Origin of the sequence: Umezawaea sp. Da 62-37, assembly GCF_032460545.1 — a bacterium.
Lineage (GTDB): Bacteria > Actinomycetota > Actinomycetes > Mycobacteriales > Pseudonocardiaceae > Umezawaea.
In genome coordinates this window covers 10,720,564-10,745,693 of sequence record NZ_CP135965.1, presented here as the reverse complement: position 1 = coordinate 10,745,693, position 25,130 = coordinate 10,720,564, and the positions used below count along the sequence as shown (strand labels likewise).

At 71.4% G+C, this 25,130-nt stretch carries 23 protein-coding genes; 7 read left to right on the top strand and 16 right to left on the bottom strand.

Annotated elements, in window-relative coordinates; all coding sequences use genetic code 11:
• Nucleotides 1–27: 27 nt before the first annotated feature.
• Together RM788_RS48345 and RM788_RS48340 are read right to left on the bottom strand one after the other, a co-directional pair.
• Nucleotides 28–912: an SDR family NAD(P)-dependent oxidoreductase gene (locus tag RM788_RS48345; protein WP_315928026.1), complete on the bottom strand. Its 885-nt coding sequence runs from the start codon at nucleotides 910–912 to the stop codon at nucleotides 28–30.
• Nucleotides 909–1,526, bottom strand: coding sequence for an NAD(P)-dependent oxidoreductase (locus tag RM788_RS48340; protein ID WP_315928024.1), 618 nt, complete (start codon nucleotides 1,524–1,526; stop codon nucleotides 909–911). Before RM788_RS48340 ends, RM788_RS48345 begins: the two co-directional genes overlap by 4 nt.
• Nucleotides 1,527–1,616: 90 nt before the next feature.
• Here RM788_RS48340 and RM788_RS48335 point away from each other — a divergent pair, with 90 nt between their 5' ends.
• Nucleotides 1,617–2,183, top strand: coding sequence for a TetR/AcrR family transcriptional regulator (locus tag RM788_RS48335; RefSeq protein ID WP_315928022.1), 567 nt, complete (start codon nucleotides 1,617–1,619; stop codon nucleotides 2,181–2,183).
• Nucleotides 2,184–2,236: 53 nt separating this feature from the next.
• Here RM788_RS48335 and RM788_RS48330 read toward each other — a convergent pair whose 3' ends face one another.
• Together RM788_RS48330 and RM788_RS48325 are read right to left on the bottom strand one after the other, a co-directional pair.
• Entirely contained in the window at nucleotides 2,237–3,058 is an 822-nt protein-coding gene (locus tag RM788_RS48330; protein ID WP_315928020.1) for a nucleotidyl cyclase domain-containing protein, read from the bottom strand.
• A gap of 120 nt (nucleotides 3,059–3,178) precedes the next feature.
• Nucleotides 3,179–5,218 carry a glycosyl hydrolase family 28-related protein gene (locus tag RM788_RS48325; protein ID WP_315928018.1) on the bottom strand — a complete coding sequence of 680 codons (2,040 nt, stop codon included), beginning with the start codon at nucleotides 5,216–5,218 and terminating at the stop codon, nucleotides 3,179–3,181.
• A 200-nt stretch (nucleotides 5,219–5,418) separates the two neighbouring features.
• Between RM788_RS48325 and RM788_RS48320 the strand changes: the two genes are divergently transcribed.
• The 3 genes from RM788_RS48320 to RM788_RS48310 all read left to right on the top strand — a co-directional run bounded on the left by RM788_RS48320 (nucleotide 5,419) and on the right by RM788_RS48310 (nucleotide 9,445).
• On the top strand, nucleotides 5,419–6,411 hold the full coding sequence (locus RM788_RS48320) for a hypothetical protein (RefSeq protein ID WP_315928016.1): 993 nt from the start codon (nucleotides 5,419–5,421) through the stop codon (nucleotides 6,409–6,411).
• Between the two features lie 213 nt (nucleotides 6,412–6,624).
• Nucleotides 6,625–8,256 carry an ABC-F family ATP-binding cassette domain-containing protein gene (locus tag RM788_RS48315; RefSeq protein ID WP_315928014.1) on the top strand — a complete coding sequence of 544 codons (1,632 nt, stop codon included), beginning with the start codon at nucleotides 6,625–6,627 and terminating at the stop codon, nucleotides 8,254–8,256.
• A gap of 79 nt (nucleotides 8,257–8,335) precedes the next feature.
• Nucleotides 8,336–9,445, top strand: coding sequence for an aldo/keto reductase (locus RM788_RS48310; protein WP_315928012.1), 1,110 nt, complete (start codon nucleotides 8,336–8,338; stop codon nucleotides 9,443–9,445).
• A 12-nt stretch (nucleotides 9,446–9,457) separates the two neighbouring features.
• On the opposite strand, the gene RM788_RS48305 is transcribed toward RM788_RS48310, so the two are convergent.
• The 4 genes from RM788_RS48305 to RM788_RS48290 form a co-directional block, all read right to left on the bottom strand.
• The gene (locus tag RM788_RS48305) at nucleotides 9,458–10,057 is read right to left on the bottom strand and encodes a TetR/AcrR family transcriptional regulator (protein ID WP_315928010.1); all 600 of its coding nucleotides are present in this window, start codon (nucleotides 10,055–10,057) and stop codon (nucleotides 9,458–9,460) included.
• A 592-nt stretch (nucleotides 10,058–10,649) separates the two neighbouring features.
• Nucleotides 10,650–11,480 carry a transposase family protein gene (locus tag RM788_RS48300; RefSeq protein ID WP_315923401.1) on the bottom strand — a complete coding sequence of 277 codons (831 nt, stop codon included), beginning with the start codon at nucleotides 11,478–11,480 and terminating at the stop codon, nucleotides 10,650–10,652.
• Nucleotides 11,481–11,625: 145 nt separating this feature from the next.
• Nucleotides 11,626–12,771: a cytochrome P450 family protein gene (locus RM788_RS48295; RefSeq protein WP_315928008.1), complete on the bottom strand. Its 1,146-nt coding sequence runs from the start codon at nucleotides 12,769–12,771 to the stop codon at nucleotides 11,626–11,628.
• Nucleotides 12,772–12,833: 62 nt separating this feature from the next.
• Entirely contained in the window at nucleotides 12,834–13,655 is an 822-nt protein-coding gene (locus RM788_RS48290) for an SAM-dependent methyltransferase (protein ID WP_315928006.1), read from the bottom strand.
• 247 nt (nucleotides 13,656–13,902) lie between these two features.
• Here RM788_RS48290 and RM788_RS48285 point away from each other — a divergent pair, with 247 nt between their 5' ends.
• Complete coding sequence (locus tag RM788_RS48285) at nucleotides 13,903–14,943, top strand: alpha/beta fold hydrolase (protein ID WP_315928004.1); 1,041 nt, start codon at nucleotides 13,903–13,905, stop codon at nucleotides 14,941–14,943.
• Between the two features lie 592 nt (nucleotides 14,944–15,535).
• Here the strand turns inward: RM788_RS48285 and RM788_RS48280 are convergent.
• Nucleotides 15,536–16,147 (bottom strand): sigma-70 family RNA polymerase sigma factor, encoded by a 612-nt coding sequence (locus RM788_RS48280; protein WP_399342390.1) that lies wholly within the window; start codon nucleotides 16,145–16,147, stop codon nucleotides 15,536–15,538.
• A gap of 19 nt (nucleotides 16,148–16,166) precedes the next feature.
• On the opposite strand from RM788_RS48280, the gene RM788_RS48275 reads away from it, so the two are divergent.
• Complete coding sequence (locus RM788_RS48275) at nucleotides 16,167–16,904, top strand: zf-HC2 domain-containing protein (protein ID WP_315928000.1); 738 nt, start codon at nucleotides 16,167–16,169, stop codon at nucleotides 16,902–16,904.
• Between the two features lie 15 nt (nucleotides 16,905–16,919).
• Here the strand turns inward: RM788_RS48275 and RM788_RS48270 are convergent, their stop codons facing one another.
• From RM788_RS48270 to RM788_RS48255, 4 genes are all read right to left on the bottom strand, one after another.
• Nucleotides 16,920–17,489, bottom strand: a complete 570-nt coding sequence (locus RM788_RS48270) for a sigma-70 family RNA polymerase sigma factor (RefSeq protein ID WP_315927998.1) — start codon at nucleotides 17,487–17,489, stop codon at nucleotides 16,920–16,922.
• 64 nt (nucleotides 17,490–17,553) lie between these two features.
• A complete protein-coding gene (locus RM788_RS48265; RefSeq protein WP_315927996.1) occupies nucleotides 17,554–18,822 on the bottom strand; it encodes an RNA polymerase sigma factor in 1,269 nt (422 codons plus the stop codon).
• 25 nt (nucleotides 18,823–18,847) lie between these two features.
• A complete protein-coding gene (locus RM788_RS48260; protein ID WP_315927994.1) occupies nucleotides 18,848–19,219 on the bottom strand; it encodes a YciI family protein in 372 nt (123 codons plus the stop codon).
• Between the two features lie 27 nt (nucleotides 19,220–19,246).
• On the bottom strand, nucleotides 19,247–19,864 hold the full coding sequence (locus tag RM788_RS48255) for a DUF998 domain-containing protein (RefSeq protein WP_315927992.1): 618 nt from the start codon (nucleotides 19,862–19,864) through the stop codon (nucleotides 19,247–19,249).
• Nucleotides 19,865–20,011: 147 nt separating this feature from the next.
• Between RM788_RS48255 and RM788_RS48250 the strand changes: the two genes are divergently transcribed.
• On the top strand, nucleotides 20,012–21,196 hold the full coding sequence (locus tag RM788_RS48250) for a hypothetical protein (protein WP_315927990.1): 1,185 nt from the start codon (nucleotides 20,012–20,014) through the stop codon (nucleotides 21,194–21,196).
• Between the two features lie 31 nt (nucleotides 21,197–21,227).
• Here the strand turns inward: RM788_RS48250 and RM788_RS48245 are convergent, their stop codons facing one another.
• The 3 genes from RM788_RS48245 to RM788_RS48235 form a co-directional block, all read right to left on the bottom strand.
• Nucleotides 21,228–21,395 carry a hypothetical protein gene (locus RM788_RS48245; RefSeq protein ID WP_315927988.1) on the bottom strand — a complete coding sequence of 56 codons (168 nt, stop codon included), beginning with the start codon at nucleotides 21,393–21,395 and terminating at the stop codon, nucleotides 21,228–21,230.
• A gap of 100 nt (nucleotides 21,396–21,495) precedes the next feature.
• Entirely contained in the window at nucleotides 21,496–22,686 is a 1,191-nt protein-coding gene (locus tag RM788_RS48240) for a beta-1,3-glucanase family protein (RefSeq protein WP_315927986.1), read from the bottom strand.
• Nucleotides 22,687–23,317: 631 nt separating this feature from the next.
• Nucleotides 23,318–25,078 carry a fibronectin type III domain-containing protein gene (locus RM788_RS48235; protein ID WP_315927984.1) on the bottom strand — a complete coding sequence of 587 codons (1,761 nt, stop codon included), beginning with the start codon at nucleotides 25,076–25,078 and terminating at the stop codon, nucleotides 23,318–23,320.
• Nucleotides 25,079–25,130: the final 52 nt, after the last annotated feature.

Sequence of the window (25,130 nt, the reverse complement as noted above, 5' to 3'; positions counted from 1 at the left end):
GCCGCTTCGGTGGCCGGAACCGGTGCGTCAGATCGTCTGCTTCCGGCTGGCCGCCCAGATCCGTTGCCGCAGCTCCGGATCGTAGGACACGTCCGGTGACCGCTGCTCCTCCTCGCGGACGAAGTAGCGGCCGGTCACGCCGGCCAGCGCGGGGTCGGTCGCCAGGCGCAGCGCGGAGCGCGCGCCCTCCTCCGGGGTGAGCAGCGTGCGCTGGACGAGGCCCAGGAAGGGTTTCGCCACGCGCGGGGCGACGTCGGCGATGATGTCGGTGGCCACCAAGCCGGGGTGGACCGCGTTCACGGTGACGCCGGAGTCGCGCAGCCGGTCGGCGAGGACGTAGCCGCACATCGTGGTGAGCAGCTTCGCGCGGGCGTAGGCCTCGAACGGTTCGAAGCCCGCGGCCGGGTTGACCAGGCGCAGGTCGTCGAGCGCGTCGAGGCGCACGGGGCGGGGCTTGCCGAGGATCGGCATCCGGCGGGTGTCCGACATCGACGCCGAGACGACGTTGACCACCCGCGAAGGCGTGCCCGCGCGCAACCGGTCGAGCAGCAGCGCGGTCAGCGTGAACCCGGCCAGGTGGTTGACGGCCACGTGCATCTCGACGCCGTCGGAGTTGACCCGGCGGTCCCGGAAGTGCGCGCCCGCGTTGTTGACCAGCACGTGCAGCGCCGGGTGGCGGTCGGCGAACTCGGCGGCGACGCGGTGCAGGTCGGTACGCTCGGCGAGGTCCCCGGTCAGCACCTCGATCAGGGCTTGGGGAACGTGCGCGGCGACGTGCCGGACGACCTCCTCCCCACCCGCGGCCGACCGGCACACGACCACCACCGTGAAACCGAGGCGGGCCAGCTCCGTCGTGATCACCCGTCCCATCCCGCCCGTGGCACCGGTGACGAGCGCGACCCGGCCGGTCACGCCGCGATCCTCGGGAAGGCGTTGACGTAGACCGGTGTGGTCGCCTCGCGCAGCAGGAAGTCGGCCAGGTCCGCGCGGGAGATCGCCGAGGTCAGGCGGATCGGCAGGTCGGGACCCGTGCGGTAGGCGCCGGTTCGCGGCTTGTCCTTGAGCGCGGGCGGGCGGACGATCGTCCAGTCCACATCGGACGCCCGGATCAGCTCCTCCATCGCTTCCTTGTCCCGCATCTTGTCCCCCACCGACGCCCACAGCGCCAGCGAGTAGAGCGAGCGGTCGTGCGTCTCCGCGGCGCCGTGGGCGCTGACCGCGATCAGCCGCCGCACCCCGGCGTCCCCCATCGCCGCCAGGATCGACCGGACGCCATCGGCGCACACGCTGACCGGCCCCTTGGCGTTCGTGCCCAACGCGCTGATCACCACGTCCTGCCCGCGCACGGCGGCGGTCACCTCGTCCAGCCGGGCGAGATCCGGCACCACGACCACCCGCAGACCCGGCGTGACCGGGAACGCGTCCCCGCGCCTCACCACCGCGGTGACCCCATGCCCGGCCTCCAACGCTCGCTCCACGACCGCGCGCCCCGTTCCGCCGGTGGCACCGAAGACGACCACGTTCATCGACCCTCCATCTCTGAGACAAGTTGACTCACAAGTTGGAGCATGGCATTCCGGGAATCTATGAGTCAAGTTGTCTCGTAGACTGCGGCCATGGACACGCCGATGGACCCCAGGACCGCGCGGAGCAGGGACGCGATCCTCGTCGCCGCCCACACCCTGCTCGTCCGCGAGGGGCCCGCCGCCATCACGCACCAACGCGTCGCCCAGGAGGCGGGCGTCGGCCGCGCCACCGTCTACCGCCACTGGCAACGCGGCGACCACCTGCTGCTGGCCGCCATGTCCGGCTCCGACCTCCCGTTCCTCCGCACCCCCACCACCCCGGTCAAACCCTGGCTGCACCGGGAACTCCGCGGCCTCGCCGACGAGATGACCCTCCCCGCCGTCGCCGCCGTCTCCCTGACCCTCATGCAAAGCGCCCTCTGGGACCCCGAAGTCGCGATCCGCCGCGACCACTCCTCCGCCGCCGTCACCACCCGCGTCTCCACGGCCCTCGCCCTCGCTCGGGACAACGGCGAACTCACCACCGCGCTGCCACCGGAAGACGCGTCCGCGACGCTGATCGGGCCGCTCCTCTACCGCACGGCGATGCAGGCGGGAACGGTGTCGGACGCGTTGATCAGCCACCTGCTCGACAGCATCGGAACTTGGCGGGACTGATCCACCGCGCACCCCCGCGATCCCGGACCGGAGTCGAAGCGGGGAAGGGTGACCTAGCGGTCGTGGTGCTTGATGCTGCCGTGCACGTGGCCGACCTGGATGGCGGTGCCGGAGTGGGTGCCGGTCATGATGTTCGTCGTGCCGCCGTAGGTCGGCAGGTCGCGGACGGACTTGGCGTCGGCGAGGCTGGCCTCGTAGTCGTCCGCGGTACCGATGCCGGTGCGGAGCAGGTCGCCGCTGGGCTTGGGGACGTACAGGTAGACGGTGCCGGTGAACTCCTTCACCTGCACGGTGGTCCGGACGACGCTGGTGGCGCGAAGGGTGGCGTACTCGCTGGCGAGGACGTCCTCGAACACGCGCTGCGACAGCACCACGGACACGAAGGTCTGCGTGGGATCGGACTTGGTGAGGACGTCGCGGACCGGGGCGCAGTCGAGGAGCCGGTAGGCGGTGATCACCGTGCTGCCGACGACGGCGGCCTTGCGGTCGGGTTCCGGGCGGACGGGGCCGACGTTGAGGCTGGCGCGCATGCGCAGGGAGCCGGGGCGGCCCGCGGCGCGCATCCTCTTGTCGCGGTCGGCCAGCTCGTCCTGGAGGGCGTCGAAGAAGCGGGTGACGACGGCGGGCAGGTGGCGGGTGTCGAAGCCCAGGCCGTAGCCGTCGCCGGTGTTGTGCGGGAACAGGGCTCCTTCCAGCACGTGGCTGAGCCCGGCGCGCTCGAACGCGCGGCTCAGCACGTCGTAGATGGTGTCCGCCATCGCGGCCTGCACGACGCTGGAGTTGCTGCCGAAATCCTTGGTGTCGACGATGAGCACCGCGCGGTAGGGCGGTAACTCGACGGGGCCGTCATCCGGAAGACCGCTGTTGCTGGACAAGGCGTTCTCACTCCAACCTGGTGCGACCGCGTGCGCTACCACGGGTCTGGGGAACTGGTCGGAGCAAGTGTGGCCCATGGCGCGGGCGGGGAGCCCGAGGACTCCCCGCCCGAGCACGCGCTACCAGGCGGACGGCGCCGGTGGGGCGACGACCGTCGGGCGGTCGTCGCAGGTGATGGTGTTGGGCAGTTCCCACGGGGCGAGCCAGCCGCCGTCGTTGCCGCCCGCGTCGGTCAGCGAGAACTCCGAGCCCGCGGGGGTGAAGTTGAACGAGCCGCAGTTGTTGACGCCGACGGCGCCGACGTTGCGGGCGTCCACGTTCCGGAACGTCGCCGATCCGGCGGAGCGGGCGCTGACGACGGACGTGCCTGCGCCGTCGACGCGGACGTCGGCGAAGTGGACGTTGGTGATGGAATACCGGTCCTTCACCGGGAAATCGCTGACCAGCATGATCGCGTTGTAGGTGTTGTCCAGGAAGTGGTCGCCGGTGACCCGCACGTCGGCGCTGATGTCCTTGTCCAGCGCGTAGAGCCAGATGGCGCCAAGTCCGATCTTCCAGTTCAGCTCGAACGTGCCGGAGCGGACGGTGGTGTTGTCGGTGACGCGCACGTACCCGGTGAACGCCTCGGCGCCGAACCGGGAGCCGAGGTGGATGGCGCTGCCCTCGCGGATCGGGTCGGCCACGAGGTTGTTGGAGACGGTGGTGTCGGTGCCGCCGTAGACCGCGATGCCGTTGGCGAGGGTCGGCGTCTGCACGGTGTTGTGGTCGAAGGTGTTGCCCGCGTTCTCCACCTTCTCCGACCACATGGCCAGGCCGTCGTCACCGGTGTTGCGGACGAAGTTGCCGGACGCGACCGAGTTCGTCACGCCGGTGTGGAAGTTGAGGCCGTCGGCGATCTGGTCGACGATCACGTTGCCCTTCACGCGCGTGTTCGTCATCGGCCCGTCGAACCACAGGCCCACCTTGGTGTGGTGCAGGTACAGGCCCTCGATCGTGGAGTTGCTCATCGCTCCCCCGACGCCGTTGACCTGGTCGGTGTCGACGCGCTCGCGGACGTCGCCCTCGATGGCGAAGCCGGACAGGTGGACGTTCGTGCTGCCGCCCGAAGCGGCGTCCTTGCCGTAGAAGCCGACGCCGGTGTGCACGGAGCCGTCCGGTGCGGGCGTGCTCAGCGCGACCTCGTGGCCCTTGACCGTGGTGTACCAGCTGCCCGCACCCTCGATGGTGACGTCGTCGACGACGATGTGGCGGTTCACCTGGTAGGTGCCCGGCGGCAGGTAGACCTTGCGGTGCAGGCGCTTCGCCAGCGCGATGGCCCTGTCGAACGCGTCCGCGGACTCGCGCTTGCCGGTGGGATCGGCGCCGAACAGCAGCACGTTCACGGCGGTGAACTCGAAGTGCGGCAGGCCCACCAGGTGCGAGTCGAGCAGGTCCACGACGGTCCACGCGGCGTTCGACCCGACCGGAACGGTGAGCCGGACCTTGGCGCCCGCGGCGTAGGTGCGGTCGAGCTTGAGCCGCTGCTCGTCGTAGAAGTGGCCGGGGCGGAACGGGGTCGTGATCACCGGGGCGGGGGTGGTCGCCGCGGGCACGCAGGCGCACTCGGTGATCCACCAGTCCGGGTGCAGCAGGCCGGCGCCGGGGTCGTTGGAGAACGGGTACTGGTTGTACAGCCACGAGTACTGCGACGTGAGCGTCGCGGTGGTGTCGTGCCTGCCGTTCACCGACACGTCGAGCGGCGCGGTGATGCCGCCGCCGTTCGACGCGTCCGGGATGCTGTACCGGACGGTGATCGCGTTGGCCGCGCCGGGCAGCGTGAACTCCACGTGCTGGCCCGGCACCAGCTTGACCGCCTTGCGGCCGGAAGCCTCCGCGGGCAGCGTGTACGCCGAGCGGTCCGGTCCGATGACGACGCCGTTCGTGGCCGCGTTCTCCGCCTCCTGCTCGGCGAAGTCGACCTCGGCGCCCCTGCCCGCGACCAGTGACGGCGCGAGGGCGGTGCGGGTGACGGCCGGGTTCGGCGGCGCGCTCGCGGACGAGGTGCCCGCGCCGACCGTCGTGACCAGACCCGCGGTCACCACCGCCGTCGCCGCGGCCGCGATCCAGCGCGACCGCCCGGTGGAACGCCTCGCAGCAACTCCAGTGGTGCTCCGTGACATCGAGGACTCATTTCTTCCGGACTTCTCAGCGGGGCGACCAGCGGAGGCCGCTCGGCTGCGGGGTGAGGCGACTCTAAGATGCCGTACGGCCAGCCACAAGAAGTTGTCGGTGAGTTTCACCAGATTGACCAGCAGTTGCGTTGGATAGTTGATATTTTGCGCATACTTGCCGCAACCAGGCGGCGGGGCATCATGGAGGCGTGGCAGGACCGCCTCCGCCCTTCACCCCCGACGCCACCGTGCTCGTGGACGGCTACGACATCACGGCCTCACCGCCCGACGAGCACGGGTTCGGGGAAGCCGTCGACTTCCTGGTCCGACGGCGCGACGGCCCGGACACGGCGTGGGCGCGGTGGGTCGGCGCTCCGGGGCTGCTGCGCGGCCGGGCGCGGATCGTGGCGCTGCGCTGCGTCCACTGCGCCGCCCGCACCGGCGAGCGGTGCTGCGACGCCGCGATGTGCGCGGCGCACCTCGATCACCACCGGGCCGTCGACCACTCCCCGCCGGGAGGCGACCGCTACCGCGCGCTGCTCGCCGCCCCGCTGGACCTCGTTGTCGGGAGCACCGCCGAGCCCGCGCCGGTACCGGGACTGCGCCTGCCGCGTGATCACGACCTGCCCCCGGCGGCGCGACCGCGCAAGGGGGACGCGCTGAAGGTGCTGCACCACGTGCGCCGCGTCCTGCTGGTGCCCGGCGTCGACGACGACCCGGTCGGCGACGTGCTGCGCACGGTCGCCGCGGGCGACGCGATCCTGCCCGATCCGGCGCGCACGCGGGCGCTGGTGGCGCACATACTCGGCCGGTGCGCCTGGCCCGCGTTCTGCGACGCGTTCGACCGCCAGGACGCCGCGGACTGGTTGCGCCGTCAGCCCATCCGTCGCGGAACCGCACCGCGGAAGTCCACAGTGGACGTCCACGGGCCGGCGGACACGCCGGTCACCCGCGCGGGCGAGGTCGCCGCCCGCGACGCGCTGTGCGGGCTGTGGCCGACCGCGCCGGACGACCTGGGCGGCGGCCTGCTCGGATCGAGCGGACGCCTGGGCGCGGCGGTGTTCAGCAACGCCCTCGCGCTGCCCGGCGGTCCCGACCGCGTCGGGCACGCCGTGCGGCGCGCTCAGCGGGACGCGGTGGCGGCGGTGGTCGCCGTGCTCACCGGTCGCGCGACGCCGTCGCCGGTTCACGACGCGAGGTGACGCCGAAACGGGGAGGCGCGCGCGGAAGGTCGTTGGTATCGTCGATCCGGCAGATCCGATGACGGGGAGATCCGACGTGGCAGGTGAAGACGACATCTCCGGGTGACACCCGGCAGGTGGAGGCCGACGGCGCACTGATCGCCGTGACGGCCGTCTCGTCGACCAGCACACCAGCGGGGCCGTGCGCTCCGTTCCACGCCTTGGAGTACCGCCATGTCCGACGCCTTCGTCGTCTGCTCCGCCCTGTCCTTCTCCTGGCCCGACGACACCCCGGTGTTCGACGGGCTGTCGTTCACCGTCCCCGGTGGACGGACCGGCCTCGTCGCGCCGAACGGCGCCGGGAAGACCACCCTGCTCAAGCTGATCGCGGGTGAACTGGCACCATCGTCCGGCAGCGTGTCCGTGGACGGCGTGCTCGGCTACCTCCCCCAGGACCTGCCGCTGACCGCCGACCTGACCGCTGCCGAGGTGCTGGGCGTCGAGCCGGTGCTGCGGGCCCTGCGCGCGGTCGAGTCGGGTGACGCCGCCGAGGAGCACTTCACCACCATCGGCGCAGACTGGGACGTCGAGGAGCGCACCCGCGCCCAGTTGGACCGGCTGGGGCTCGGCGGGATCGACCTGGACCGCCGCCTGCGCACGCTCAGCGGCGGGCAGACCGTGTCCCTCGGCCTGGCCGCCCAACTGCTCAAGCGCCCCGACGTGCTGCTGCTCGACGAGCCCACCAACAACCTCGACCTCGACGCGCGGCACGGGTTGCACGCCGCGCTCGACGACTGGCACGGGTGCCTGCTGGTGATCAGCCACGACCGCGCCCTGCTCGACCGGATGGACCGCATCGCCGAACTCGACGGCGGCGGGATCCGGTTCCACGGCGGCGACTTCACCGACTACGAACGCGCTGTCGACGCGGCGCGCGAGGTGGCCGAGAAGAACATCCGCAACGCCGAGCAGGACGTCAAGCGCGAGAAGCGCGAGATGCAGCAGGCCCGTGAACGCGCGGCCCGCAGGGCGAGCAACGCCAAGCGCAACCTGGGGAACGCCGGTCTGCCCAGGATCTTCGCCGGGGCGATGAAGCGCGACGCGCAGGAGTCCGCGGGCAAGGCGGACGGGACGCACGCCGCCAGGGTGGGCGCTGCCAAGGACAAGCTCGACCGGGCCGAACGCGCGCTGCGCGACGACCGGAGGATCACGCTGGAGCTGCCGGGAACGGCGGTCCCCGCGGGCCGGACGCTGTTCCTCGGCGAGGGGCTGCGGATGGGCTACGGCGGGCGGGAGCTGTTCGCGGGCCTCGACCTCGCCGTGCGCGGCCCGGAGCGCATCGCGCTGACCGGCCCGAACGGCACCGGGAAGTCCACGCTGCTGCGGATCCTGCACGGCGACCTCACCCCGGACGGCGGAACGACCACGCGGGCCGACTGCCGGATCGCCTACCTGTCGCAGCGGCTGGACCTGCTGGACGACGGGCTCTCGGTGGCCGGGAACCTGGCGGCCTACGCCCCGGAGATGCCGCCCGCGCAGCGGATGAACCTGTTGGCGCGCTTCCTGTTCCGCGGGTCGCGCGTCCACCTGCCGGTCGGCGTCCTGTCCGGTGGCGAACGGCTGCGGGCCACGCTGGCCTGCGTCCTGGACGCCGAGCCCGCGCCCCAACTGTTGTTGCTGGACGAGCCCACGAACAACCTCGACCTGGACAGCGCCGGGCAGTTGGAAAGCGCTCTCAACGCTTACGAGGGCGCGTTCGTCGTCGTCAGCCACGACGAGCGCTTCCTGGCCGGGATCGGGATCGACCGCAGGCTGCGGCTCGAGGACGGCAAGCTGCTGGAGACGGGCGGTCCCTCATCGGACTGAGGCATTTTCTGTACTTGCAGGTCCATTTTTTCGGGTCCACGATGAGGTGACCACCGAGTTCGGAAAGCGAGCGGGAACCATGTCACTGGACCAGTACTACCTGCTGGGGCGTTCGGGATTGCGCGTCAGCAGGCTGTCGTTGGGCACGATGAACTTCGGCACCAGCGGCTTCCACGCCTCCTACGGCAGGACCGAGGAGGAGGCTCGGCCGATCTTCCGCCGCTACCTCGAGGCGGGCGGCAACTCCGTCGACACGGCGGACTTCTACACCGCGGGCGAGAGCGAGACGATCCTCGGCGGGCTGGTCGCCGAGACCGGCGCGCGCGACCGGCTCGTGCTCACCAGCAAGTTCACCAACAGCGTCGATCCCGGCGATCCGAACGCGGGCGGGAACGGCCGCAAGCACATGGTCAGGGCGGTGGAGGCGTCGCTGCGCAGGCTGCGCACCGACCACCTCGACCTGTTCCTGCTGCACACGTGGGACCGGATCACGCCGGTCGAGGAGGTGCTGCGCACGTTCGACGACCTCACCAGGGCGGGCAAGATCCGCTACGCGGGGCTGTCGGACGTGCCCGCCTGGTACGCGGCCCGCGCGCAGAGCGTGGCCGAGGCGAACTCGCTCGTGCCGATGGTCAACCTCCAGCTCCCCTACTCGCTGATCGACCGGACGATCGAGGTGGAGCACGTCGACGCGGGCGTCCACCTCGGTCTCGGCATCACGGCGTGGAGCCCGCTCGGCGGCGGTTTCCTCACGGGCAAGTACCGCGACACCGGCGCCGGCGTGACCGGCGAGGGCAGGCTCAGCGGCGACGGCGCGACCGGTCCCACGTGGACGGACCGGCAGTGGGAACTGCTGAAGGTGCTGGAAAGCGTCGCGGAGGAGGTGGGCGCGACCATGGCGCAGGTCGCGCTCAACTGGGTCGTCGCGCGGCCGGGGATCGCGTCGGCGATCGTCGGGGCGAGCAGCGCCGGGCAGCTCGACTCCAGCCTCGCGGCGCTCGACTTCGAACTGTCCGCCGTCCACCGCGCCGCGCTGGACGAGGCGAGCGCCGTGCCACCTGAGTCCCTCTACCGGATGTTCACGCCGGACTACCAGGGCTGGTTGGTCAACGCGGGCGCGCGGGTCGGCGACAAGCCCGACGGGTACCGGCCTGCCGTGCGGAACTGGGTGCCCGCCGGGCGTTCGTGACGCTCCAGCCGGTCAACGGTGCGCGGGGGCGCTGGTCCGCAGGTGGTCCAGGCACAGGTCCATCGCGAACTCGAGGTGCTTCGAGGAGCCCGTCGACATCAGGATCGTCACCCCGCCCTGGATGGCGGCGATCACGGCGCCCGCGGCGCGGTCCGGGTCGATGTGGGCGCCGATCAGGCCGGCGGCCCGCATGTGCTCGATGCCCACCCGGACCTCGTGCTGCCACTGGTCGAGGAGTTGCCTCGTGACGGCCTGCGCGGCCGGGGTGTGCCTGCCCACCTCGGTGATCAGGACTCCCAGCGGGCAGTGCACGCCCTGCCGCCGGTAGCGCTCGACCACCGCGTCCCGCCAGCGGTCCCAGGCGTCCCACGAGGTGAGCTGCCCGAGGTGGGGCTGCTGGTCCTCCAGCACCCGGTCGGCCTCGTGCTGGGCCACGGCGAGGAGCAGCTGCTCCTTGCCCTCGGGGAAGTAGTGGAAGAGCTGGCTCTTCCCGGTCTCGCTGCGCTTGCCGACGTCCTCCAGGGTGACCGCGTTGACGCCGCGTTCCCGGATCTCGGCGGCGGCGGCGTCGACGATCCGCAGGCGGGTGGCAGCGCCCTTCTTCGTCAGCACGGGGCCTCCTGGGGTGGACTCGCCAGTACAGTACCGCCGGATCAGCCGTCGAGCAGAGCCAGCACGAAGCGTGCCCCGTCGGCGGGGTCGAGGCTCGTGGGGACGCGGCCGGCACGTCGAGGCGCTTACGTCGTCGCTGCGGTTGGCGATGCGGGTGGTGCGTTTGTTTCCGGCGTTGGAGGTGGTTCCGGCGTGGGTTGCGGCGATCGGGCCGCTTCCTGTCTTTTCGGCCCTCGGCGGTCTTGAAGGGCAGGTGGTGAAGCCCAGCCCGACGCCGCAAGGGTAGGGCCGAAAACCCCAAGTGAAGTCGGCCGAACAGATGCGGGCGCGCTCACTGTGCCGGGGCGGGGTGGGGGCCCGGTTCGCTATTCGGGAACGGGTGTTTCCCGAATGGTGGGCGGGTGTGATTCCATGGTTGGCCGAATTTACGAAAAATGCGGAACAGGCCCCTTTCAGGTTGCGGATGCGGTGAGGTGGACGGGAAGGTCGATCAATCCGCGGGTGTTGGCCGCCCGCCAACGCAATTCGTTCTCGGGCACTGCGAGCGAGACGTGTTCGAAGTGTGCCAGCAGTGAGGTGATCTCAGCGACTTTCAGATGAGCCGTCCATGCTCGAAATGGGTGAGCACGAGTGCGGCTTTGACGATGCAGCCGATCTTGCGGGGGCTGGTGGTGAAGTGTCGCAGTGCGCGCCATCGTCCGGTCAGCATCGCGAATCCGCGTTCACCGAGGCAGCGCAGGCCGCGTAGCAGGGCGTTGTAGGTGCGAGTGTCGATGTCGAGTACCTGGCCATCCGCAGGCTGTTTGACCGGCGTGAACACGCCGATGCCCGCCCCGTCGTAGCCGTTGTCGGCCAGGGTGGGCAGGTCGAGTTGGGAGGCGGCCCAGTACAGGGCGCCGAGCACGTGCTCGCGGGCCGCGGTCAGGTCGTGTGCGGAGCCGGGTTCGACGTCGCTGATCCATAGCGGGACACCGTTGGGTGCCATCAGAGCTTGGATGTTGCCGCCGTGTTCGCGTGCTTTGCCGGAGTACCAGCGGTCGATCTGTTCGCCTTTCACGCTGGTGGTCTTCTCGGCGAGGCGGTCGGCGGAGAAGATCTTGCCGTCGAGGATGACATGGGCGAGTCCCTCGTTCTTGGCTTGTTGCAGGGCTTCGTGCAATTCCGGGGCCTGCTCGGCGAGCACGGTGATGACCTCGTCGAGGTAGCGGTAGCCGGTGGCGCGGGAGATGCCGTGGTCGCGGGCCAGTGCGGTGATGTCGGTGTTCTGGCGGAACCAGCGCAGCCCCAGTACCGCCTGTCCGTAGCAGGTCAGCGCTCTGACACCCTTACGAGTGCCGCGTTCGCGACGTTCGGCTTGGAGCAGGCGGCCCAGGTACTGGGCGAGTTCGCGGGGCACGTCGAGTGTGGCACGATAGGTGATCACGGGGAGCCTTCTGGTCAGGATTTGATCTTCGCAAATCCAGTCCTACCAGGGGTTCCCCGTCCTTCGTCTTCCGGGCTTCCGTGGCTCTGCTGAGCGTTTTACGAACTCCGCTGGGTTCTCATCGCTGGGATCGCCGTTGGTGAGATCACCTCAGTGTGCGCACGGCTACCTGGGCTTCCATTCGGGCGAGATTCGCGCCGACGCAGAAATGGGCGCCGCGACCGAAGGCCAGGTGTCGGTTGTCGGAGCGGGCGATGTCGAAATCCGCCGGGTCGGGGAACCGCCGTCGGTCGTGGTCGGCGGCCCACAGGCCCAGCGCCACCGCCTGTCCCGCCGGGATGGTCACCTCCCCGAGTTCGATGTCCGCGGTGGTGAAGCGCAGCGAGCTGAAGCCGACCGGGCCGACGTGGCGCAGGCACTCCTCGACCGCGCTCGCCATCAGCTCGGGGTGGGCGCGCAGGGCGGTGAACTGGCCCGGACTGCGCAGCAGGGTCAGCACGCTGCTGCCGATCAGGTTCACAGTGGTCTCGTGCCCCGCGACCAGCAGCAGGGCGAGCATCGTCCGCAGCTCGGCCGCGTCCAGGGAGGTCCCGCCGTCGTGGGCCGCGACCAGCGCGCTGGTCAGGTCGTCCGCGGGGTGGTCGCGCTTGTGCTCGACGAGCGCGCCGAAGTAGTCGTCCAAGCTGGCCGACGCGGCGCGGTACCTCGCCACCGCGGGTCCGTCGCCCTGGTCGAAGACGATCGCATTGGTCCACCCGCGGAAGGTCTCGCGGTCCTCCGGGGGCACGCCGAGCAGCTCGCAGATCATCAGCACCGGCAGCGGGAGCGCGTAGGAGTCGACCAGGTCCACGACGCCGGACTCCTCGCCCAGCGCGGTGGCCAGGTCCACGCAGATCCGCTCGGCGCGCGGGCGGAGCGCTTCGACGCGCCGGGCCGTGAAGCTGCTCGCGACCAGCCCGCGCAGCCGGGTGTGCTCCGGCGGGTCCGTGCTCAGCAGGCTGCGGCGCGCCCGCTGGAACTGCCCGGCGAACCGCTGGGGCAGCTCGCCGCGCGCCACCAGGTCGGCCTCCACGTCCGGCGCGGACAGCACCAGCCGGGGGTCGACTAAGGCCGCGTCGACCTCGTCGTACCTGGTGACCAGCCATGCCTCGATGCCGCTGGTGAGCCGTCCGCGGCGGGCCGGTCCGACGCCCTGGGAGGTCTCGACGTCCATCGGGCACCCGCCGTCGAGGTCGGTCGCCAGCGGCGCCGGGACTCCGGCCGGGTCTCCTGTGCTCTGCTCCGCTTCCACCACATCCACCTTCCGATGCCATGGTGGCCGCGACGGTCACCAGGTCGTTCGTGGCCTGTTGGTCACGGCTTGCGCCCCACCGCGGCGAGGACCGAGTCGTGCCAAGGGGTTTCGTCCAGCAACCGCAGTCCGCTGGGACGCCAGAACGAGGTGTAGACCAGCCCCGGCTCGACCACGTCCAGGTCGGCGAGCAGCGCGCTGATCCACTCCGGCGTCCGCGCCGTGGCGGAACTGGTGAGGGTCTTCGTCATCTCCAGCACGCCGCCGAGCTTCATCGCGTCGCGCTGGTCCTGGCCGAGGGTGGCGTGCGACAGCACGAGGTAGCTGCCGGACGGAACGGCCTCGAGGTACCGGGCGACCGTGCGGGCCGCCAGGTCGGGGTCGGGGATGTAGTAGAGCGACGCGGTCATCAGCAGGGCGACGGGCCGGTCGAGGTCGAGCAGCCGCCGCGCGCTCGGGTGGCCGAGCACGTGGTCGACGTCGCACATGTCGGACTCGATGATCGCCGTGCCGGGGGAACCTTCGAGCGTCAACTGGCTGTGCGCGACCGCGACCGCCTCGTTGTCGACGTAGACCACGTTGCAGTCCGGCGCGACGGCGCGCGCCATCTCGTGCACGCTCTGCACGGTGGGGATCCCCGACCCCAGGTCGAGGTACTGCCGCACCCCCTCCTCCGCGCACATGCGCACCGCCCGGCCGAGGAACGCCCGGTTCGACCTCGCGGCGGCGCGGATCCAGGGCATCCGCCGGATCGCCTCGGTGGCCCACTCCCGGTCCACCGCGAAGTTGTACCCGCCGCCGATGAGGTAGTCGTAGACCCGCGAAGGGCTCGCACGACTCAGGTCCACACCCGGCAAACCCCAGTCGGCCTCGCTGAGAGCCACAGCGGAAACCCCATCTCGACCAGTCGTCCGAAGACCATCGGAGGGAAGAGCTTAGCGAACAATGCGAACGGCTCGGACGCCATGGGTGGGGAATTCCGGAAGTTGGGCCATCGGTGGGACGTTCGATCCGCGAAAAATACATCCGCAACCATCCGGCGGGGATAACCGATCAGGTGATCGTGGACGTCGACGCTTTCGCAGTACTGTGCCCACTTCCCCATCCCCGACCTTGAGCAGGTCTGCAAGAATGCGATTCATACGGACACTCGTAACGTCCCTGATCACCGGCACCGTGCTCTCCGCGCAGGTCGTCGTCCCGGCTTCCGCGGCCCCCGCGGCCCCGCGGTGCACCACCGTCTCCGTGCCCGTCACGGCCGCGGTGCTGCTGCCGATGACCATGCGCGGGCAGCTGTGCCTGCCGGGCGACGGCAACCCCACGACGATCCAGCTGCTGCTGCACGGCGCGACGTACAACCGCGTCTACTGGGACCTGCCGTACCAGCCGGAGCGCTTCTCCTACCAGCGGGACATGGCGGCGCACGGGTTGGCGACGTTCGCGGTCGACGAACTCGGCGTCGGTGGGAGCACCCGCCCGCTGAGCACCCTGCTGACCGGCCTCAGCCAGGCGTCGGCCGTCCACCAGGTCGTCGGCAAGCTGCGCGCGGGCCAGATCGGCGGCACGGCGTACAGCAAGGTCGTCCTCGTCGGCCACTCCGCGGGCTCGGCCATCTCGGTGATCGAGGCCGCGACCTACCACGACGTCGACGGCGTCGTGCTGACCGGCGTCACCCACCTGCCCAACGTGCCGGTGGTCGTCGGCGACGTCGCCCTCGGCCTCCAACCCGTCACCCTCGACCCGCAACTGTCCCCGCGCGGCGGCGACCCCGGCTACCTCACCTCCAGGCCCGGCACCCGCGGCACCATGTACCACGGCCCCACCGACCTGGACCCGCTGGCCGTGCAGGCCGACGAGACCTACGCGAAGGACCAGGTCTCCGCCACCAGCCTCGTCGACATCATCTCCCTCGGCCTCGTCAGCCCGCTGTCCACCAGCATCACCGCACCCGTGCTGCTCGCCAACGGCACCGCCGACACCGGCTTCTGCGGCCTCATCCGCGACTGCTCCACAGCAGCCGCCCTGCGCGCCCAGGAAGCCCCGTACTTCAGCCAGTCCGCCCAACTCTCGGTCTACGTCCTCCCCGGCTCAGGCCACTCCGTGGCACTGGCCGTCAACTCCCCCGACTACCGCACCGCCACCCGCACCTGGCTCAGCCAGCACGTGGGCTGACGCCGAGACGGCCCACCTCCGGCGGCGGGGCAAGGATTCCCGCCGCCGGAGGTGGGCAGCAGCGAGAAAAGCCTTCCACCACAACAAAATCGACCAAAGCCAACAAAACCGACCACAAAGACAGTGACCAGACCCCCAACCACCCGCCCACCGAGCAGCACTCGACCGCTGTGCGGCCGGCTGACTTGGGGTTTTTGGGCCTATAATTGGTCGGCGGGCAATCATCACCACCTGCCCTTTAGCCCGACTAGGCCCAAAAAAGGGGCCCCAAGTCAAGCCGGCCGCACCCGGAGACCGTGGATCCGACACCGGCGACCCAGCACGGCAGCCAAGAGCACCCGGCGACCCAGCACGACGCCTAACAACACCAGGTGACCCAGCACGACAGCCACCACGCCCGAACTCCGCTCCCTGCAACAAAACCAGGCCCGCACACACGGCGGAAGCGTGCCCCTCCTTGCGGCGCAACAACAAGGCCACCGTCAGCCCACCTCGACCAGCTCCGGGCACAACGTCGCAGCAACCCCCTGCCGCCCCACCAGACAGGCACTCGGGCCGACCCCCTCCAGTCCGATGTGGATGGACAGAACCCTCAAACCACCCCCGAATCCTCAACCCCCCCAGCCCGCAGCAGATCATCACGAGCCCGCGCGACCCGCGACCGGACCGTACCGATCGGACACCCGCACACCTCCGCGGCCTCGGCGTACGACAACCCGAACACCTGGGTGAGCAGCAGCGCCTCCCGCCGCTCCGGACTCAGGGCCGCCAGCAGGACGTTCAGCTCGACGACATCCTCGAACCCGGTGCGAGTGCGCTTCCAGGTATCCGCGTCGGACGCCTGCACGTAATCGGCCGCCCAGGCGATCGACGGTCTGGCGACCGCGGCCCGCACGTGGTCGACCACGGTCCGGCGGGCGATGGACAGCAGCCACGTCCGCGCGGACGATCTGCCTTCGAAGCCGGGAAGGCTGCGCAGGGCGCGCAGGTAGACCTCCTGGGTGAGGTCGTCGGCCACGCGGACGTCGGCGAGGTGGGCCACCAGTCGCCACACGTCGCGCTGCGTGGCGCGGACGAACCGCTCCAGCGCCGCCCGGTCACCTGCACCCGCGGCGAGGGCACTCTCCGTCACCGCGTCGTCGTCACGTGTAGTGGGCACGGTGGATGAGGCTAACCCAGAAACCCGCGGGAACTTCCGGGCCATTCGGAGCGACAATCTCCACGTGGACTGCGACATCTGCCGGGAAGCCGTGTCGGCGAGAGCGGACGGCGAGCCCGAACCCGTACCCGCCGAGGTGACCGACGCCCACCTCGCGTCCTGCGCCGCCTGCCGGAAGTGGCGGCAGGACGTCGCGGCGATCACCCGGAACCTGCGCGTCCGGCCCGCGATCGACGTTCCCGACCTGACGGCCCAGATCCTCGCCGCGACCCCGGAGCCGCTGCCCCCGCCGCGGTCGACCCGCGGCTGGTACCCGCGCATGGTCCTGGCCGGGGTGGCGGTCGCCCAGTTGACGCTCGGGCTGGCGCAGGTGTTCGGCGACTCCTCGTCGCACGCCGGGCACGCGTCGCCGCACCTGTTCAACGAGAGCACCGCGTGGAACCTCGCGCTCGGACTGGGCATGCTCTGGACCGCCCTGCGCCCCAAGGCGAGCGCGGGCCTGGTGCCGGTGATGGCGGGGTTCGTCGCCGTCCTCACGCCGTTCTCCGCGCACGACCTGATCGCCGGGACCGCGCCGCTGTCCCGCATCACCACGCACGCGTTCCTGGTCCTGGGCCTGGTGGTGCTGCTGATCGTGCACCGCGCCCGGCACAGCCCGGAGGACGGGGCGCGCGTGTCCGGCGGCGCGGGGTCGCCCGTGGACGTCGACCTGGACGTGGCTCCGCCGCCGGACCGCCGGGGCGACGAGGGTCACGGCCGGTGGCGGCACCTCCGCCCGGTCAGCCGCCGGGACGCCGCCTGATCCGGGCCCGTCCGGTCAGCCCGTCGACCGCTGCTCGGCGTCGCGCAGCAACGCGACCAGGTCCTCCCTGGCCCTGGCCACGCGGGACCGGATGGTGCCCACGGGGCAGTCGCACACCTCGGCGGCGTCCGCGTAGGACAACCCGAGCGTCTGGGTGAGCACGAACGCCGTCCCGCGGTCGGGGTCGAGCGACGCCACCACCTCGTTCAGCACCACCCCTTCGGCGAACCCCGGCTGCGCCTGCTGCGCCCGTTCCGCCACGCTCTGCCAGTCGTCCCGCCCGTCCACCTTCGGCCGGACGCGGACCGACCGGATGTGGTCGGCCACGACCCGCCTGGCGATGGACAGCAGCCACGTGCGCGCGGAGGACCTGGCCTCGAACCGGGCCAAGCCGGGCAGGGCGCGCAGGAACGTCTCCTGGGCGAGGTCGTCGGCGAGCTGCACGTCCGACGCCAGGTGCGCCACGAACCGCCGGACGTCCGCCTGGGTGGCCCGCACGAACCCCTCGACCGCGCCCGGAACCCCGGCACGAGCGTCCAGCGCCAGCCTGGTGACCTCGGCGTCATCACATCGCAGCAGCCTCACACCGGGATGTACGGAACCGGTGGACCGCGCGTTCAACCCGTGCCGCGGAACGCGCGGGTGATCGTCAGCCGAGTGCCGTCGCGCGCGCCTCGAACAGCTCCCGCTCCCGGCTGTTCCGCGTCATCGCGGCCGCCCGGAGGAACTCCTCGCGGGCCTCGGCGGAGCGGCCCAGTCGCGCCAGCAGGTCACCGCGGACGGCCGGGAGGAGCGGGTAGTCGGGCAGGTCGAGGGCGTCGACGATGCCGAGCGCGTGGGCGGGGCCGTGGGCGTGGGCGACGGCCACGGCGCGGTTGAGGTCGACGACCGGGGACGGGGACACGTGGGAGAGCACCTGGTAGAGGGTGGCGATGCGGTCCCAGTCGGTGGCCTCGGCGCTGGGCGCGCGGGCGTGGCAGGCGGCGATGGAGGCTTGGAGGACGTAGGGGCCGAAGGTGCCTTCCGCTCTGCCGAGTGCGTCGAGGCCGCGGCGGACGAGGAGGCGGTCCCAGCGCGAGCGGTCCTGGTCCTGCAGCAGGACGGGGGCGCCGGTGGGGTCGGTGCGGGCGGGCAGGCGGGAGGCCTGGAGTTCCATGAGCGCCGCCAGGCCGTGGACCTCGGGTTCGCGGGGCGCGAGGGTCGCCAGGCCGTGGACCTCGGGTTCGCGGGGCGCGAGGGTCGCCAGGACGCGGCCGAGGCGCAGCGCCTCCGCGCAGAGCGCGGGTCTGGTCCAGTCGTCGCCCGCGGTGGCGGTGTAGCCCTCGTTGAAGATGAGGTAGACGACCTCCAGCACCGAGGCCAGCCGCTGGGCTGCTTCGGCGGGCGGCGGCAGCTCGATGGGCACGCGCTTCGCGGCGAGCGTCCGCTTGGCTCGGGTGATGCGCCTGGCGACGGCCGCCTCGGAGTCGAGGTAGGCGCGGGCGATCTCCGGCACGGTCAGGCCGCCGAGCAGGCGGAGGGTGAGCGCGACCCGCGCGTCGGTCGGCAGCACGGGGTGGCAGGTGGTGAAGACGAGGCGCAGCAGGTCGTCGCCCACGTAGTCGTCCACCTCCGCGGCGAGGTCGGGGTCGTCCGAGGCAGGGGTGGCGCGGCCGATCTCGGCGAGCTTCTCGCGGTAGCGGGCGCGTCGGCGCAGCACGTCGACGGCGCGGTGCTTGGCCGTCGCCATCAGCCAGGAGCCGGGGTGGTCCGGCACACCTGCGGTCGGCCACTGCTCCAGCGCGATGACCAGCGTGTCCTGCGCCAGTTCCTCGGCCAGGCCCACGTCGCCGACCAGCCGTGCGAGGCCCGCGACGATCCGGGCGGACTCGATCCGCCAGACCGCTTCCACGGCGCGGCGGGGATCGGTGGCCGTCATGGCCACCGATCCTCGCACGCGGCCGTCAGGCCTGTCCCCCGAAGTCCTCCGGGCCGAACACCTTCAGCACGTCCGCGTCACCCTCCCAGCCCTCCCACAGGTCGCGGTGGATCTTCATGAAGCGGGACGTCCACTCCACGACCTCCTCTTTGGACCGGACCTCGTAGAGGGCGTAGCTGATGGTCTCCTTCGTCTCGGCGAACGGGCCGTCGGTGACGCTCAACCTGCCGCCGTCGACGCTCACCCGCGCCCCGGCCGCGCTCGGCGCGAGGCCCGAGGTGTCCAGCAGGGCTCCGGCCGCCGTGGCGTCCGCGCCGAGCTTCATGATCGCCTCCATCAGGCCGGGAGGCGGCGGGCCCGCGGGCTGGGTGGCCTTGAGCAGGACGAGGTAGCGCATGGTCTTGTTTCCTTTCGGTGGACGGGATCAAGCGGAAACGCGGGACACGGTGCCCAGCCACGCCCAGGAGAGGACGACGGCCGCGCAGAACGCGGGCACGGTCGGGCCGTGCGACCCGCCGGCGATGCCGGCGAACGCGGCGGTGAAGGCCACACCGGTGCCGCGGGAGAACCAGGCCAGCCCGGCGCGTCCGGCGCGGGCGAAGGCCGCCGCCAGCACGAAGCAGGCGGCGACGAGGCACGCGAACCCGATCCCGCCGACCACGAGGTGCAGCATGCCGTGCAGGCTGGGCGTCGTCGTGCCGGGCGCGCCGACGGGGAAGCCCCGCACGGGGTCGGCGTGGAACGCGCCCGCTCCGACCAGGCTCAGGCCGTAGGCGCCGATCAGGGTCGCGCCCCGCACCGACGCCCGCCGCAGGCCGACCGACGCCGCGACCACGAGCAGGCCGGTGACCACGAAGTTCGCGGTCTGGATCCAGCCGAGGTCGCCGTTGGCCAGCAGGCTCCACGCGTGCCTGCCGAGGTCGAAGCCCTCGCGCGTCGACGCCTGGGCGAGGGACACGACCACGTAGAGCGGACCCGCGAGGACACCGCAGGCGAGCAGCGTCCGGGTCGTCCGGTCCACACCGGTGAGCGTCGAGGTCATCCCCGTTCCTCCTTCTCGTTCGAGTGGTTCCTACCTGTGCCTCGAACGGGACGGACCGGATCGGACAACGAAGTCGAAGAACTTTTCACCCCGCGTCCCGAGTGGACCTGGCAGGCCGGTGTGGACGGCCGAGAGGATGATGTCCGGGTGAGTCTGACCGGCCAACTCGACGGCGGAGCGCTCGGCGACTGGTTCGCGGGCCGCTTCCCCGGCACCGGGCGCCTGGCCCAGTCGATCACCGCCACCGCGCGGCGGGTGGAGCCGGTGCTGCCCGCCGGGCCGGTCGACCCGGAGCACTGGGCCCTGGTCGAGGGCGCGTTCGGCGCCCGGCTCGCGCTGCTGGTCGACGGCGCTCCCCCGTACCGCGCCCTGCACGGGCTCGTCCGCGACGGGCTGGTGTCCCGCGAGTGGGCGGACCGCACGGCGGCGGCGTTCCCCTCGCACCACGGCCTGGACCCCGGACGCGCCGCGCGCGGGCTGAAGCTGCGGCCGGCCCCCGGCGGGTGGATCGACCTGGCCGGTCCGGTGGACGGACCGCCGCCGACCCGGCACGAGCCGGTGCTCACCGAGTTCTTCGGCCGCCTGGTCCGCTACCTCGACGGGCACGCGGGCCCCGGCGTCCTGGGCACGCCCAACGTGGAGGCCGGGTTCGCCCGGATGCGCGCGCTGCTCGCGGCCTGGGCCTCGCCCGAACCGCCTGCGCGCCTGGCGGAACTGCACGCGCGGGACGACTACACGGTGGACGACCTCTGGGACTTCCCCGAGGAGCCGCTGGTCGTCGAGCTGGTCGAACTGGCCGAGCGGCTGCGCCAGAGCCAGGGCGACCCGCGGGACCGACCGTTGGAGATGTGGCGCGCGTGGGGTCGCGGCTACGCCGAGCCCGCGGGTCCGGCGGCGCTGAAGCAGGCGGACACGGGGCAGGCGGGCAGCGGGCTGCCCGCCGGGGTGTGGGGCGTGTCGGCGCCGGTGCTGGTCGACCACTGGGCCGATGCCGGGTTGCTGGTCGGGGACCGGCTGCTGGACGTGACGACCACCGTGCGCGCCGATCAGCCGGACGTGGTGGCGCGGTGGCTGTGGCGGCTGGCGGCGTACACGTGGCTGGACACCGCCGACCGGTACCGGGTGCACGCGGTGGGGCTGTACCTGGGGCGGCACGGGGTGCACGTCACCTGGGACGCGACGACGTTCACGCAGGCGTTGCTGGGATCGGCGAAGGGCGTCGAGTCGGCCCGGCGGGGGTTCCTGCGGGCGGCTCGGAAGGCGATCGTCGAGGACGGGGCCCGGCCGCCGTCGGGGAGCGGCGGGCGGTTGACGTCCTGGCGCGGCCGGTGAGGACGTTCCGGTCCTGACCCGGCGCACCTCGTCAAGGCTGGAAGGGCGCCTTGATGAGCCACCGGGCGGACGCGGGGTCCGGGGACGGGGTCCGCTGGACGGGAACGCCGGGCTTCGGGTCGCGGGTCCGGATCCGCGGCGCTTTGCCCTGGAGGGGGTAGCACCGCGACTCCCGGTCGGCGCCGGTGGTCTTGATCACTACCCCCTCACCCCACGGGAGCGGCGCTTCGCGCACGGCCCCGCGAAGGGCGGCGACCTCCACGTACTGCAGGGGAACGTGGAGATCACCGCCCGGCTCATCAGAAGTTGGTCAGGCTCACCGTGATGGAGGTGGGGGCACCGTCCTGCACGTACGAGGCGAAGCTGGCCACGTCGTCGAAGGCGAAGCCGTAGGCGTTGCCGTCGACGGTGTTGAGGTGCATCGCCTCGGAGAAGCGGTTGCTGATCCGGTCCCGGTAGAACGACTCGCGGTCCGTGGTGGGCTGGGTCGTGCTGGTCAGCAGGGTCGACCGGTTGAACGCGGCGCCGAGGATCGCGGCGACCGGGCCGGTCCTGCCGTCGTTCGGGGCGCCGAGCGCGCCGTTGCAGTACAGCAGGTCCAGCGTCGTCGGCTTGGCGAACGACGCGATGCCGTCGGAGAAGGTGAACCTGCCGTCGACGACCCGGCCGGTGAAGCTGCCCGCGCCGGTGTTCACGGTCAGGGTCTCCGACGAGTACTTGCTCCACACCGCGTCGATGTAGGAGTCGAAGTAGTCCGCCGGGAAGATGCCGCTGTCGATGCCGTGGCCGGGCGCGATGACGCGGAGCTTGTCCTTGACGACCAGCTTGGCGTAGGTCGGGTCGGCCGAGACGTGCTCGAAGATCCTGTCACGACCACCGTCGACGAGCCTGCCGGTGTCCTGCGTCGCGGAGCCGACGAGCTTGATGGCCAGCGGGATGCTGAACATGTCGACCATCGTGGTGTTGCAGAACATGCCGCCGTCGTTGTGCGTGAACTCGATCCAGTCGTGCAGCACCGAGAAGCTCGGGTCGCCCGACACCCAGCCCGCGGGGTGCTGGAGCGCGGCGTTGCCGTTGCCGTCGGTGACGACCTTGAATTTCACCTTGTCCACGATGGAGAAGTAGACGCGGCCCGACATGTTCGCCGGGATGGCCAGGTGCGTGTCGCCGTCCTGGACCATCGGGATCGACAGGTCCGCGAAGCCCTCGGAACCGTTGTCGGCCGCCGAGACCGGGGTCGCGGCGCCGTCACGGGTGACGAAGATCTGCTGACCGGTCTTGAGGTCCGTTCCGACGATGTACGCGTAGATCTGCTGGTTCGTGTACCGGTAGGTGTGGTTCACGATCGTGAGGGGCAGCGAACCGCCGGCGGCCTTGGCGACGGCGTGACGGGGGGCCGCCGTCGCGAAGCCGCCGAAGGCGGCACCCATCAGCGGTGCGCCCACCACGGCAGCGGACATGCCACCGAGGAAGGACCTTCTGCTCAACATGGTGTACGGATCTCCTTGCTGTTGTTCATCCGCGTCAAGGGCGCGCAGGGAGCACCCGCAGGGCGTCGCGGAGGTATGCGGGCATGACGTGACCGACGTGCCGCGCGCTGTCTGACCGGTTGGACGAGACGGGAAATCAATCCTGCCGATCGCAGAATGCCGAGGGCGATTTCCCATTCGTTGTGCGGCCCCATCAGAGTCGACCGCACCCTCGACGCGCAATGCCGCGAACGGACCAATACGTACAGCCGAATGGCCCTGCTTTAGGGGTGTGACCAGCACGATCTGATCACGGATCCGTAGCGAAAATGTGTGCCGGTGCAAACAAGAACTGTGCCCGTGCAAACATGAGGAATGCATCTGCAAACTGTTTGAGACCGTCGACGGGCAGATAACACTTTTTCTCCACAGACTTTCGACCCTGTGGTGCTTCCCCATTGACGGGGTCACGCGGCACCGGGTCGGGGGAATCGGACACCGAAAGCGCGGACAACGGTCGGGCGGATTCGGACCGCCCGACCGATCGGGCGGGAACGGCAGACCGATCGGTCGATGCGCGGGAATACCCGAAAAGGCGTCGGAGCCCCGGACACCGGCGAACTCGGCGTCCGGGGCTCCGGTGGACCCGCGATCAGCTCCCGGCCAGGCGGGGCGCCACGACGCACTCGGACCTGTCCGACTCCGCCGCGCCGTTGACCGCCGTCACGCAGAACTCGTGGTTCCACACGCCGGGGAACAGGTGGGTGATGCCGTGGTCGGTCGACTCGACGACGTTCTCGTCCGCGGTGGACGGACCGCCGCCGTCGACGTCGCGCACCCACACCCGGTACCCGGCGGCCTGACCGGACCCGGTCCACGCCAGGTGGACGGTGACGGCGTCGGTGGAGGTCACCCGCAGACCGGTCGGTGCGGGCGGGGTGCCCGCGCCGATCACGACGGGACGGGCGCCCGCGGGGATGCCGCCGCCCGCGGCGTTCCAGGTGGCCACGGCGATCGAGTAGCGATGACCCGGCACCAGCCCGTCGAGGTGCGCCGACCTGCCCCTGACCGCCGTGCCGCCGATCCACGCGCCGGGGACGTCCTTGTCGAGGGTGATGACCTGGTAGCGGTCTATCGTCGAGGTGTGGTCGCCGGTCGGCTCGTCCCACGAGACGTCGACGCCCGTGGCGGTGGCGCGGGTGACGATGCCGCCCGGTCCGCGCGCGGTCTCCGGATGGGCGACCGCGCTCACGACCGCGGACCAGTCGGAGTGCGCCTGGTCGCCGTTCTCGGTGCGCACCCGGTACTCGTACTCCTGGCCGTCGGAGGTCCACCCGGTGTCGTGGCGGTTGGCGCCCACCCTCGACTCGTTCCACGTCGCGGCGCCCTTGAGCCGACTCCGGACGGTGTAGCCGAACGCGCCGAACACGGCGTCCCAGGTGACCGTGACGCCACCGGGGCCGGACCTCGCGACGACGCCGTCGGGCACGGGGGTGGGCCGGACCGGGATCGTGCCGGGGATCGCGGGCACGCCGGCGACCAGGCCGTAGCTGTCGTGCAGGGTGCGCTCGAACGCCTGGGCGATCCGGTATTCACCGGAGGCGTTGGGGTGCAGGCCGTCGTAGCCGTCCGGGCAGCCGTCGAGTTCGCAGCCGTAGTTGCCGCGCCAGTCGACCAGCGCCGCCGGGGAGGTGGCGGTGCTCCACGACGGGATCGCGGCGGCCAGCATCCCGTTGTAGGCGTCGGTGTCGCGGGGCAGGTCCTCACGGCCGTCCATCCTGGTGCGCTGGGGCACGTTGGCGAGGGCGAACCGGATGTCCGGCTTCGCGGCGCGGGCCTCGTCGACCAGCGTCCTCATGCTGTCGAGGGTGCCCTCCGGTCCGCTGACGAACCAGCCGAGGTCGTTGAACCCGAGCCCCACCAGCAGGTAGTCGGGCCGGTAGCGGGCGACCTGGTCGCGGATCAGGGACTTGTCCTGGGCCGCCTGACGCCCCCAGACCGCGAAGTGGTCGCTGTCGAAGGACTCCGAGCCCGCGGCGTACGCGCCCGAGGTGCGCGGCGGGGACGGCGGAACGAGCGGGTCGTCCTGCAAGGCGGGCGGGGCGGGGGGCGCCGCCGCGGCCGCGTCCTGGGTGCCGGAGTACGGGCCGACGAAGTCGACGGCGACACCCTCGTCCCGGAACCACTCCCACAGGCGGTAGCGCCAGGTCCAGTCGCCTTCCGCGCCGTGGGTCATCGAGTCGCCGACCACCATGACCCTGATCGGCTCATCGGCGGCGCTTCCCGTTCCCGCGCCGGCCGGATCGGCGAGGCCGACCACGACCAGCGCGGTCGAGAGGACGAGCGAGAGGGCACGGGCGGCGGTCTTCCACGGGCGGGAGCGGGGTGGTGACGGGAATCCGGGCTGCGACATGGGTTTCTTCCTTCTGCCCGATCACGGACCCGCCGGTCCCCGCTCCGGAGGC

Excerpts from the sequence above, each read along its gene's own strand:
- RM788_RS48265 (WP_315927996.1), bottom strand. The coding sequence starts at position 18,822 with ATGACGGCCACCGATCCCCGCCGCGCCGTGGAAGCGGTCTGGCGGATC.
- RM788_RS48325 (WP_315928018.1), bottom strand. The coding sequence starts at position 5,218 with ATGTCACGGAGCACCACTGGAGTTGCTGCGAGGCGTTCCACCGGGCGG.
- RM788_RS48335 (WP_315928022.1), top strand. The coding sequence starts at position 1,617 with ATGGACACGCCGATGGACCCCAGGACCGCGCGGAGCAGGGACGCGATC.
- RM788_RS48310 (WP_315928012.1), top strand. The coding sequence starts at position 8,336 with ATGTCACTGGACCAGTACTACCTGCTGGGGCGTTCGGGATTGCGCGTC.
- RM788_RS48315 (WP_315928014.1), top strand. The coding sequence starts at position 6,625 with ATGTCCGACGCCTTCGTCGTCTGCTCCGCCCTGTCCTTCTCCTGGCCC.
- RM788_RS48340 (WP_315928024.1), bottom strand. The coding sequence starts at position 1,526 with ATGAACGTGGTCGTCTTCGGTGCCACCGGCGGAACGGGGCGCGCGGTC.
- RM788_RS48240 (WP_315927986.1), bottom strand. The coding sequence starts at position 22,686 with ATGTTGAGCAGAAGGTCCTTCCTCGGTGGCATGTCCGCTGCCGTGGTG.
- RM788_RS48285 (WP_315928004.1), top strand. The coding sequence starts at position 13,903 with ATGCGATTCATACGGACACTCGTAACGTCCCTGATCACCGGCACCGTG.
- RM788_RS48235 (WP_315927984.1), bottom strand. The coding sequence starts at position 25,078 with ATGTCGCAGCCCGGATTCCCGTCACCACCCCGCTCCCGCCCGTGGAAG.
- RM788_RS48280 (WP_399342390.1), bottom strand. The coding sequence starts at position 16,147 with ATGGCCCGGAAGTTCCCGCGGGTTTCTGGGTTAGCCTCATCCACCGTG.
- RM788_RS48260 (WP_315927994.1), bottom strand. The coding sequence starts at position 19,219 with ATGCGCTACCTCGTCCTGCTCAAGGCCACCCAGCCCGCGGGCCCGCCG.
- RM788_RS48255 (WP_315927992.1), bottom strand. The coding sequence starts at position 19,864 with ATGACCTCGACGCTCACCGGTGTGGACCGGACGACCCGGACGCTGCTC.